This is a genomic window from Rhodopirellula sp. UH5, assembly GCF_056839225.1.
This window is the reverse complement of sequence record NZ_CM166390.1, coordinates 5,539,127-5,550,303: the sequence shown is the minus strand read 5'-3', so window position 1 is coordinate 5,550,303 and position 11,177 is coordinate 5,539,127. Positions and strand designations below refer to the sequence as shown.

The 11,177-nt window shown below is 57.3% G+C and carries 8 protein-coding genes (1 of these 8 cut by a window edge); 6 read left to right on the top strand and 2 right to left on the bottom strand.

Annotated features, from left to right (window positions below):
- Positions 1-274 precede the first annotated feature (274 nt).
- Positions 275-1,897, bottom strand: a complete 1,623-nt coding sequence (locus tag UH5x_RS19645; protein WP_482633414.1) for a sialidase family protein — start codon at positions 1,895-1,897, stop codon at positions 275-277.
- 581 nt (positions 1,898-2,478) lie between these two features.
- Between UH5x_RS19645 and UH5x_RS19640 the strand changes: the two genes are divergently transcribed.
- The 5 genes from UH5x_RS19640 to UH5x_RS19620 all read left to right on the top strand — a co-directional run bounded on the left by UH5x_RS19640 (position 2,479) and on the right by UH5x_RS19620 (position 7,454).
- The gene (locus UH5x_RS19640; RefSeq protein WP_482633413.1) at positions 2,479-2,727 is read left to right on the top strand and encodes a DUF3565 domain-containing protein; all 249 of its coding nucleotides are present in this window, start codon (positions 2,479-2,481) and stop codon (positions 2,725-2,727) included.
- A 175-nt stretch (positions 2,728-2,902) separates the two neighbouring features.
- Positions 2,903-4,441: a cardiolipin synthase gene (gene cls, locus UH5x_RS19635; RefSeq protein WP_482633412.1), complete on the top strand. Its 1,539-nt coding sequence runs from the start codon at positions 2,903-2,905 to the stop codon at positions 4,439-4,441.
- Positions 4,438-4,965 (top strand): PGPGW domain-containing protein, encoded by a 528-nt coding sequence (locus UH5x_RS19630; RefSeq protein ID WP_482633411.1) that lies wholly within the window; start codon positions 4,438-4,440, stop codon positions 4,963-4,965. The genes cls and UH5x_RS19630 overlap by 4 nt, the downstream gene beginning before the upstream one ends.
- Before the next feature lie 22 nt (positions 4,966-4,987).
- The gene (locus tag UH5x_RS19625; protein ID WP_482633410.1) at positions 4,988-6,571 is read left to right on the top strand and encodes a tryptophan halogenase family protein; all 1,584 of its coding nucleotides are present in this window, start codon (positions 4,988-4,990) and stop codon (positions 6,569-6,571) included.
- A gap of 259 nt (positions 6,572-6,830) precedes the next feature.
- Positions 6,831-7,454 (top strand): transposase, encoded by a 624-nt coding sequence (locus tag UH5x_RS19620; protein ID WP_482633409.1) that lies wholly within the window; start codon positions 6,831-6,833, stop codon positions 7,452-7,454.
- A gap of 151 nt (positions 7,455-7,605) precedes the next feature.
- Here UH5x_RS19620 and UH5x_RS19615 read toward each other — a convergent pair whose 3' ends face one another.
- Entirely contained in the window at positions 7,606-8,853 is a 1,248-nt protein-coding gene (locus UH5x_RS19615) for an Lpg1974 family pore-forming outer membrane protein (protein WP_150122469.1), read from the bottom strand.
- A gap of 253 nt (positions 8,854-9,106) precedes the next feature.
- Between UH5x_RS19615 and UH5x_RS19610 the strand changes: the two genes are divergently transcribed.
- Positions 9,107-11,177 carry the beginning of a PKD domain-containing protein gene (locus UH5x_RS19610; protein ID WP_482633408.1) on the top strand. The gene runs 25,379 nt beyond the window's last position, so only the first 2,071 of its 27,450 coding nucleotides appear in the window; it begins with the start codon at positions 9,107-9,109; its stop codon lies beyond the right edge, outside the window.

The following is an 11,177-nucleotide window of genomic DNA, read 5'->3' as shown; positions in this document are numbered from 1 at the left end:
ATGCAAAGTGCAGGGAAAGCAGGGCTGTGCACGCCCTCTGGATCGGTGCAAAACGTGAGACAGAAAGCATGATCCGACATGGCAGATTTTCCTTGCTGGGGCGGGAACCGTCGGACTCGTCAGGAACGAGCGTACGACGGCCAAAGGAAAGGCAAGAATGAGAGTATAACCCATCGCCACGGCCTTCTGACTTGGATGCGCCCCGTCGACCACTGCTCATCGATCGGGCACCAATCAAGTTCGCGATGGTGGAGGATCGGCATGATCCGTTCCCCTATCTCTTGGGACCGTTGGTGCTGGGGTGGATCTTTCCTGCCGTGGGTTCGGGCAACTCCGAAACCATGACCGCTGTGTCAGGCGCCTTTCCAGAGTAAAAGGAGACGTGGTGGGTGTCCCCAATCACGGTGGCGTTGGCGTTGCCCGAATCCCACGGAAGCGGACTGCCGGTGGCGACTGCCTCCGAAGCGGGCCAATGCAGCGGATGGTCGAAGACAACGTCCGGATCAACGACTCGACGCCGGAGGATGCCGCGGCCACGTTCGTAATAATAGTTACTCAACCAACCGTTTTCGGCGTCGAGGATGAGGCTGGGTGTGGAGGCGTAAATGTCGCTGATGTTGGTTTGCTGGCGCGTCCACGTGGCACCGTTGTCCGTCGAGACCATCTGGAATTGAGCTGGCCCGCTTTCCGTTCGCGCAACAGCAAGGATCCTGCCATCGCCGAGGTAAACAGCGGAGGGTTCGGTGGGCCAGTCTGCTTTCAACAACCCGGACTCGATGGCAGTCTGCGTCCAGGTGGCACCGTCATCGCTGCTGGTCATCACACCCCAGGAGTGAACCGCTTTGTCGCTGTAGTTCCCCGCGAACCACAAGGCCATCAACCCCACCTCGGGGACCGCGAAGACATCCGTGATCTGCATCGGTTGTGTGGCGAGTTCAGGAGTCGCCACAAGCGTGAAGGTCACGCCATCGGTGGTGCGGTAGAGGTCGTGATGTCGCTGCTTGCCGACGCGGCGCACCCACAGCAGCATCGCCCCCGTGGAATCCAGGCCTTTCCCGACCGTGACTTCACCGAAGCCAGGCGTGTTCGCGACGACCGTTTCCGCCGTCCACGTTTTTCCGCCATCGGTCGAAGTCCGTGCATACACGGCGCGAGCGTCCTCTCCGATCGAATGCGCTGACCCCCGGCTATAGGTGCAGACCAGTATGTCGCCTATGGCCTGAGTCATCGGCCACGAGTTGTAGCCACGCACATCCTGCACGACATGAGCTTTCGCGAGAGCGTTCAAGGGCGTCACCTTCACAACCGCCAAACCAGTGGGGCGGGTGAACGTGTCGCCGGGCAAGCCAGGTTCCCGCTGAATCCGCACCGTCAGGGGCGCGTTGGGAACCACTTCGTAGTAGGACTCCAGAACGATGGTGCGGGAATGAAGCGGACCGGCGGGAAGCGGTGTTCGCACTGGTTTGCCCAAGGCGTATCGCGATGTGAACGGCGCATCGTCCACCATTTGCGACAAGTGAACCCGATAAACATCCTCCACGTCCGGGTTGGTTCCCGCGTCGGTGGAGGTCACCACGATCTCGACCTTCACCGCGCGGCACTCGTCGGGAAGCCCGTTGACGATGCCGGCAATCGATTGCCCCACGGTGCCGCCGGACAAAGACCACACGGGAACGTGCGTCGATCCACTCGACATCAGAACGAGCGAAGGCTTCCCCGTTGCGATCGACAGATCATTCGCGGTCAGATAGATCGGAGACCATCGATGGGAGCCCCGTTCTTCGAGTGCGCCTGCGTTATGCTCCATCGCAGACGCAGTGATTTCCCCGGGCAGAATCGCCAGAACCACAACCAGAGGGACGAGCGATAGGCGCAGAGCAGGCGGCAACGATTTCATGGCGTTCAAAACAGGCGGGGAAGGAACCTTCGACACATCGGCGACCAAGCGTTTCCTTGGCAGGCCAACCTTAGTCGAGAGAACCGGCCGACTCAATCTTCGGACATCGGAGCGACTCGCGTCGCTGATCCAATGCAAAACCTCTGCCGTGGAGCAATCGATCGCGAGCGTCTTTTGTTTTCGGTTAGAATCGTGCCATGAACAATGATCCATCGCTCGTTTCGACCAGCAAATTCCGGAGCTTGGTTCTGCGGCACCAACCCGAGGTCATTGGCCTGAAGCTGGACGCAGAGGGCTGGCTCGCCATGCCAATGCACCTGTTCAAGAGAGCGGAAGAAAAGAACGCTCCCGCTATGACAAGGAGTCCAACCACCTTTCGCGGATGCGGGCATCCACCCCATCGCCTACGAAGAAACGGAACATTACCGAGTGACTCGTTCCTTCCTTGAAAACCCTCGCCGGATGCTGTCCCACCTACTGGGCGATGGCAGAGAGATCGCGGAATGATCGAGCACACGCTCTTTCAGTTGCCACGCAGACAAACTCCTGTTTTAAACCGCCACGCGAGGCAAACACGTATCATGAAGAACCCTGATGAGGAAACCATTCCACAAGCCATCACTGGTTTCCACACCGACGATGAAGGCCACTGGGTAGCTCAACTTGCCTGCGGCCACAACCAGCACGTCCGCCACTCGCCGCCCTTGGTCAGCCGTCATTGGGTGCTCACGCAGAGGGGCCGCGACGCAATGATCGGGTATGAACTGGGATGCAAAAAGTGCATCGACCAATCCCCTCCCGACGATCGCCTTGGCCAACCATCGCGATGATGCGACGCGGTTCATGGCGTTGTGCCAACCAACGGTGGCAACGCCTCCTCTGATTTTGGCTCCGTGTCTGAGAGACTCGGCGCTACCGTGGCTACGTTTCCCACCGCGTCCGATACAATCGCTCCGTCACGACGGAACCACACCCTGGCTTCAGCGACGTTCGCGATGGCGAGTCATGTGGACGTCACCAAAACAAGTTGCCATCGCCATGTTCCAACGCAGCAAACCAACCTCTGAATCCGCGGACGCTCCCGCCAAAACCCCCGAGCCGAGGTCCAAAAAGAGGCGGGCCTTTGCCGCATTTGTCATGTTCATGCATGTGCTCGGCGCGCTGACATCGATTCAAGCCGTGATGTCGACACGCACCTCGCAGGGCGCTGTGGCCTGGGCGGTCAGTCTCAATACCCTGCCATACGTCGCCGTCCCAGCGTACTGGGCACTCGGGCAGTCAAAATTTGATGGATACGATCTGCTGCGACGCAGCGAACAACTCGCAAGCAGCGAGGTCGTCAAACTCACTCGAACGGAACTCGAGGAAGACGATCTCTTGCTGGTACCTCAAACACCCTCCGAAGAAAGCCAGTCGCGTCTTCTCAACCGCCTGAGCCGACTTCCCATCACCACCGGCAACTCCGCCAAACTGTTGATCGATGGGCAAGCAACATTTGATGCCATCCTGGACAGCATCGACCAAGCCGAAGAGTACGTGCTCTTTCAGTTCTACATTTTGCGAGACGACAACCTGGGGCAAAGATGCAAAGCCGCTTTTCTCAAAAAGGCCGCCGAAGGTGTCCGAGTGTTCGTGCTCTACGATGAACTGGGCAGCAAAGATTTGTCGCCTGAGTACATTCAGGAACTCCGCAGCGGCGGCGTCGAAATCTCTCCCTTCAACACAACACAGGGGAAAGGCAACCGGTTCCGACTGAATTTCAGAAACCACCGCAAGATTGTGGTGGTGGACGGCAAGGTGGCTTTTGTAGGAGGGCACAACGTCGGTGATGAATACCTCGGCGATCACCCGGTGCTCACTCCCTGGCGTGACACCCACGTCGAACTTCGCGGTCCGGTCGTGCTCTGCATTCAAGCCCCCTTCGTGGAAGACTGGAACTGGGCCACAGGATCGCTTCCCCAACTTCAATGGAATCCCGTCCGCGAGGTAGGAGGTGAAGTCGTCGCCGCGTGTTTGCCGACTGGACCGGCGGACATGCTTGAAACAGGAACGCTGTTCTTCCTGCACGCAATCAATTCTGCCAAGGACCGTTTGTGGATCGTCAGTCCGTACTTCATTCCTGACGAGCAATTGATGTCTGCGTTGCAACTGGCGGCCCTTCGCGGAGTCGATGTCCGGATTCTGATTCCGCAAAACCCTGATCACCTGCATGTCTATTGGTCAGGAATCTCTTACCTGGAAGAAGCCAAAGAAGCAGGCATCCAGATCTACCGCTACCAGCCTGGTTTCTTGCACCAAAAAGTCTGGTTGATCGATGACTCTACTTCGCTGATTGGGACGGCGAATCTCGACAACCGATCGATGCGATTGAACTTCGAAATCACGATGCTGATGATCAACCAAGAATTCGCGAAGGAAGTCGAAGCCATGCTGGAAGCGGATTTTGCCAAAAGCGAACTTGCGTCGGCGGCCGAGTACACCGAAAGTTCACTTCCCTATCGGTTCCTGGTTCGTGTCTGCCGTCTGCTCGCCCCCATCCAATGAACTTTTTGAACGACCTCTACGACCAGCTCCTGGAACACAAAGGTGCCATGCAGTGGGCCGCGGTCATCTCTGCCGTGGTTTTCGTTGGCAGTCTTCTCAGCGTGCCTTTTCTGGTGGTCCGTATCCCGGCTGACTACTTCGCCAAACCACACCGGCCCCGAACCCTGTTTGCGGATCAGCATCCGCTGCTACGATGGTCAGGGCTGATCCTCAAGAACTTGATGGGCGCCTCGTTGCTGCTTGCCGGAATTGCCATGCTGATCCTTCCCGGCCAGGGGTTGCTGACCGCCGCGATCGGTGTCCTGCTGCTGGACTTTCCGGGAAAGCATCAATTGGAAGCCAAACTCATTCGCTTTCCACCGGTCGGCAAATCCATCCATTGGCTTCGCAGGAAAGCGAACGCGCCACCGTTGGTGATCGAACCCCACTCGCCACCCGCCAGCGACCACCAGGAAGAACCTGCCAGATGCATGCCCAGCGACGCCCCATCCGCAACCGGCGACACGAACGCCAGCGATCAATGAACGAAATTGAGGAAATGGCGTGATGGAAACGGACGACACCACGGTGCTGCATCACGACCAACAGCTTGGTGGCAATCCACCGGGCAGCGATCGACACATCGTCGTCGTCGGTGGCGGGACGGCGGGGTGGATGAGTGCAGCGACGTTGAAACGACGACTCGGATGCCGCGTCACGGTGATTGAATCGGCTCGTGTCCCACCGATCGGTGTGGGCGAAGCGACGATCCCAGCGATCGTGGATTGGATCGAGAACATGGGCATCGACGAGGATGAGTTCATCCGCCGGACCGGTGCGACTTACAAACTGGCGATTCGGTTCGACAACTGGGTCGACCCCCAACACCGTTACTGGCACCCGTTTGGGATTTGCGGCAGCCCCATCGATGGCGTGGACCTGATTCACACCTGGCAACGGGGAGTTCGCCAGGGCTGGATCCCCGTCGAATCCAAGTACACCGACTACAGCTTCCAACGCGAACTGTGCGAACGAGGACGTGGTCCGCGTGCGCCTGGTCAACCGAGTCTCGCGCACAACTACGCGTTTCATCTCGACGCGGGAAAGCTGGCTGCCTTCCTGCAAGAGATTGCTATCAACGAAGGGGTCCAGCACGTTGTCGCGGACGTGCGCGGCGCGGCCCACGATGAGCAAGGCAACATCCAATCCCTTTCGCTGGATGGGCAAACCGCCGTGGCAGGGGACCTGTTCATTGACTGCAGCGGATTCGCGAGTGTGCTGATTGAACGAGAGATGCAATCGAAGTGGACCGACTGGTCCGGGCAATTGATCTGTGATCGCGCCATCACGATGCGTCGGCCTCGCAATGAATTGGGCGATGATGAAGAGTCTTCCGCTGAACTGCCGCCGTTCACGATCAGCACCGGAATGAACTCCGGTTGGTCCTGGCAAATCCCTCTGCACGAGAACACGGGTTGCGGCTATGTGTTTTCGTCGGCTCACATCAGCGACGAAGACGCCCGAAGCGAACTGATCGACTTGGTCGGTGGCGACGCGGAAACAATGGAGACCCGAGTTGTCCCGATGCGAGTGGGGATGCGACCGATGTCGTGGGTCGGCAACTGCGTCTCGATCGGATTGTCCGCTGGTTTTGTCGAACCGCTGGAGTCCACCGGGATCTTCTTGGTCCAGCGCGCCCTGGATGAATTGGTGGATTGTTTGCCGACGGCGATCTTGCCAGGTGTCTTTGACAAACGCTCCTGCGACACCCAATCATTCAACACACGGATGACGGAGGTTTACGCTCAGGTGCGTGACTTTGTGCTGATGCACTATGTCGTTTCACAGCGCCGCGACACCGCGTTTTGGAAAGACGCTGCGACGGTCGCGTTGCCTGACTCTCTAGCGAGGTTGCTGGAGGAATACACTCGCACAGGCCGAGTCCTGATGCCACAGCGTGACCCCACGTTCCTGGACGTGAACCACCACTACATTCTCAGTCCAGCAGGCGTTCAACCAGGTTGTTTGCCAGGAGCACGCGACTCCCAACCAGGGACCGTCGATTTCCTGGAACACATTCGCTCGACGCACACTGAGATCGCCATGCGACTTCCTTCCCACGCGTTGCTCATCGATACGATCCATCCGTAGCGAAACTCGTCAAGAGTTTCGATGTTTTGGAGAGGGAGTGGACGAAACTCTTGACGAGTTTCGCTACGATCGCTTCACGACGCTGCGACGGTCGCGTTGCCAGGCTCGCGCGACTCCCAACCAGGGACAGCCCAATTCCTGGAACACATTCGCTCGACGCACACTGAGATCGCCATGCGACTTCCTTCCCACGCGTTGCTCATCGATACGATCCACCCGTAGCGAAACTCGTCAAGAGTTTCGATGATTTGGAGAGGGAGTGGACGAAACTCTTGACGAGTTTCGCTACGATAAAGGGATGACTGTCGAGCGTCCGCAACGGCTAAAACGATTGCCGGCTGAGTATTACCGGGGCGAAGCATGGGTGCATTGGGTGTGCACGATTGACGGTCGTCGCACCGGTTGGCTCGACGCTCGATTTCTCTACAAGATGAGAGAATTGCTGACCCACGCCGCCTTTCGCTATCAGATCGCTTGTCCGATCTATTGTTTGATGCCCGACCACATCCACCTTCTGTGGGCAGGGCTCGCCGATGACTCGGATCAGTTGCCCGCCATGAAAGCGTTTCGCTTGAATTCAAACGACTGCTTGAAACGAGTCGGGCATCAATTCCAATTGCAACCGTACGATCATGTTCTGAAGGACCATGAACTAGATCGCGGTGCGATTGAATCCACCATGGAATACATCGCCAGAAACCCCGAACGGAAAGGCTTGGTCAAGACAGATCATTTCCAGACCTACCCGTACACCGGATGCCTATTGCCTGGCGCACCACGCATTCGGCTGTTTGGTGAAGCGGGCTGGGACGAAGTTTGGCAAACGCTTTCTTTTTTGAAAAGAACGGCCTGCTTCCGTCGCCCTGATCCCAAATACTTGTAACGAAAGCTCGTCGACTCGTAGCGAAACTCGTCAAGAGTTTCGATGATTCGGAGAGGGAATGGACGAAACTCTTGACGAGTTTCGCTACGAAAATGAGATTCGCGACGGGAATGAGTTTCGCGACGATGTTTTGCGACGGATGCGTCGTGGATCAGTATTGCAACTGGATGCCGGTGGTCAGCCCGACGAAGCTGAGGTCGTCGTCCAGGACACTGTCACCAGTCACGTCACCGTCGCGGCCCTCCATCGTGGCCGGTGGATTGACACCGCCGACGCTGGAATGATGCTGGCCTTCAAAGGCAACAAAGGTCGTGAAGTGATCCGTGATTGTGTATTCAACGCCGACTTGCATTTCGAGACTGCCGGCAAAGGAATTCACGCCTTCGTCATACGATCGCAAATCGATTCCGTTGACGTGTTGTGTGTTGCCAAAGTTGGACTCTCGTCCCAAAAAGTCTTTCTTGCCATACAACATCGCCCCACGCAACGTTCCGAACATCGCCAAGCGATCCAGCGGCAATGTCTGCCGCAGACGCAGAGCCATTGTAGGACCAAGCCCTCGGAATTCGGTGATTGCGTTGACGGACCCTTCATCGGTCACGGCGGAGTACGTTTGGCTGAACTTGCCGTATCGCATCCCGATGAATGCGTCGACGGGTTGGATCAAGTTGCGGGAGACCTCCAGGTCGATCACATCCGCTCGAACGCGGCTGGTGAAGGTGCCTTCTTCAAAGAGCTGCACGCCCAAAGCGACGTCACCGTCTTCGACGAGGTAGGGCACATCGGCTCGCCATCCCGGCTGGATGATGCCGTTGTCTTCACTGGCAACAAAGGACTGGCCGTGATCGAACTGCCAGTATCGAAGTTGCCATCCGACACCGTTGCTTGGTGGTTCGTAACCAAGCGTGACACGGGGACTGTGCTTCATTTCCCATGGAAACATGACCGTTGCGAACTCTTCGTCGCCTGTTTGGACGATCAAGGCGGTTTGATTGCTCTGCACGGGCTGCACAATCACGCTTTCATAGCGTGCAAACAGCTTGCCCGGCCGAGCAGGCCCATTCTGCAATCGAGCGAGTTGCGATTCCTGTTGGGCCAGCCGGCGTTCCAGATTCATCAATTGAATCGACGAATCGGCACCATTGTGAATGGTCACCCCGCCATCAGCGGCAGCTGCTTCCGTCCACTGAGCGTAAGACGCCTGGTCGATCAGGTCATCGATCTCGTTCGCCGGCAGATCCGTCACGCTATCGAATGAACTGGAATACCCACTCGCCGGCGAATCGTTCTGCGGTGACTGAGCCGACGCTTTGCCAGAAAACGACCATCCAATGACCAGCAGATTGGCCCCAACGAGGCATCGGGAAGTGATGCCAACCCAATCAATTTTTTGAGTCATCAGTTTCAAGAGATCGTTCAGAGTTGATGCGGTCGGGTGAACCATTGTTCACAGCGAGGGTTGAGCGGCACCAAGAAGATCCTGGCTGCTTGAGGCTTATCCAAACAAGAACGCCCGCGTCAAGATCAACCAGACATCAAAATGGTGACAGTTTCCTGCGTGAAACTCATCTAGCGATGCGCCTTCAATTTGAGTATTTCCTGCTGCAATGAATTCGCCGTTTTCTTGGGATTTCGCTCAAGAAACGGCGGTCATGTTTCGTTCCATGGATGGAAACAGGCTGACGATGAACATCGATGACTTACTGCGTGGACTTCAACTTCGCCGCGCAAACTGTTCCAGCGTGGAACAAAGCGGTCCCAACAGTCGATCCAAAACGAAGAAGAACCGTCGGCGTCATCGACGTTCGGCTCGATTCGAATCGCTCGAATCACGGCAACTGATGGCGGGCGACTACGAAGTACGCGGGTCGGCTCTGTACGATTCGATTCAGGTCTCGCAAGACTCGGGAAACTTGATCGTTGACGGCAACCATGACTTGACGGTGTACCTCGACGGCTTGGAAGTCGTCCCTCCCGTGAGTCAAACGGACCAAACACGATGGGAGATCCCCACGTCGGCCAATTCGATCAAGATCGATGCGTACCTCGGCGAAGACACGATCCACGTCAGCGGCACGATTGACCTCAGTCCTGCGATTGATTTCACGATCATCGGCGAGCAGATCACAGTTGATGCCAACGCCCAGATCACCGCGGGCGACCTCTCGCTGCACAGCGTTGGCGCGGAGTCCGGATTGTCGGTGGCGAGCAACTTACCGATTGATCTCACAGACGTCTTTTTGTCGGACCGGTTTGTCAAAATCGAAGATGGCGTCGCATTGATCGGCAAGGACATCACGCTCGATGCGCAGCGCATCTCTTCGCTGGTCAGCCCGATGCGTCCGGTCGGCGTGGGCAAGAAGAACACCAGCGTGAGCATTGGTTCTGCCATCATCACGGCCAGTGGTGATGTCGAAATCACGGCCGAGGCTCGCGACAAGAACATCGACACCGTCGTTCCTGAGGTGATCTCCGGCTACACCCACAAAGCACTGCACTCTCTGTTCCCTTTGGCACCGCTGCCGATGCCGGTGTCCGTCATGGTTCGCGAAAGCGAGTCAACCGTGACGCTCGATTCAGCGACGATCACAGCGGATGGGACCGTCAAAATCACATCCGACGCCACCGCTGATGCGACCACGTACGCGTTGGCCAACATGCAGTTTGGCACCGGGGCCGTCTCTCGCGGATTGGGGACGGTTGCGGTCGGTGTCAGCATTTCCGACGCTTCTGCCCAAACGTTCTTGCAAGGCAGCACGTCCATTCAGGCCGCCGGCACCATCACGATCGGTTCCAACGCCGACAGCATTGCCGATGTGCAAGCCTCGGCCACCAACGACAACGGCATCGAGAAGTCCGAATCCGTTGAAGGGCCGCTGTTGGAAAGCCAAGAAAGCTTGGAAGAAGTGAAGACCAAGACCTCTGATTCCAAAGCAGCCGGTGCGGCCGCCGCTGTCAGCGTCTCGGATTCGGTCAGCAACACTCAAATTGACTCTGGCGTCGTCGTGACCTCCACGGCCGGCAGCATCAACGTCAACGCAACGGGCGTCGGAACCAACAACGCCGCCGCCAGCGTCGGAATCAATGTCGACGCGACCGTGGCACTCGGGTTCGCTGTCGCGGTGGACACCGCTGACATCCAGGCCACCGTTGCCGGAAAGCTCACGGCCGCCGGCACCTTCCAAGGTGTCAATTTAAACAACGATTCAGTGCCGACCCAAAGCACCACGATCCACGCCGAAGATCATGGTTTCGAAACCGGCGACCCACTGAACTATGAAGCGATCCCGATTGGTGACAACGAGGCTTTCCCGTTGCCTGGTTTGACCAGTGGCGAATCGTTGTTCGTGGTCAAAATCGACGACGATCATTTCCAAGTCGTCCGCCAGCGTTCCATTGACCTGTCAACGGACACGCTGTCCGCGTACGACGCCAGCGATCATCCGACCCACTCGATCTACACCACGGAAGTTTCGCTGTTCGATCCGGCCACCTCGGTCAATCTCACAGACAACACGATCACGTTGACAAAGGACCAAGTCAACGATTTCGAAGCGATCCAAAACGGGTATGTGCTGTCGTACCAATCTGGCAGCGACGACGACAACGAACCGCAGGCAATCGGTGGCCTGGAAGACCGGAAAAACTACCTGGTTGTGAACCGAGGTTTTGTGCCTGGATCGAACTCCACCCAAATTCAATTTCAACTCGCCGGTTTGACTT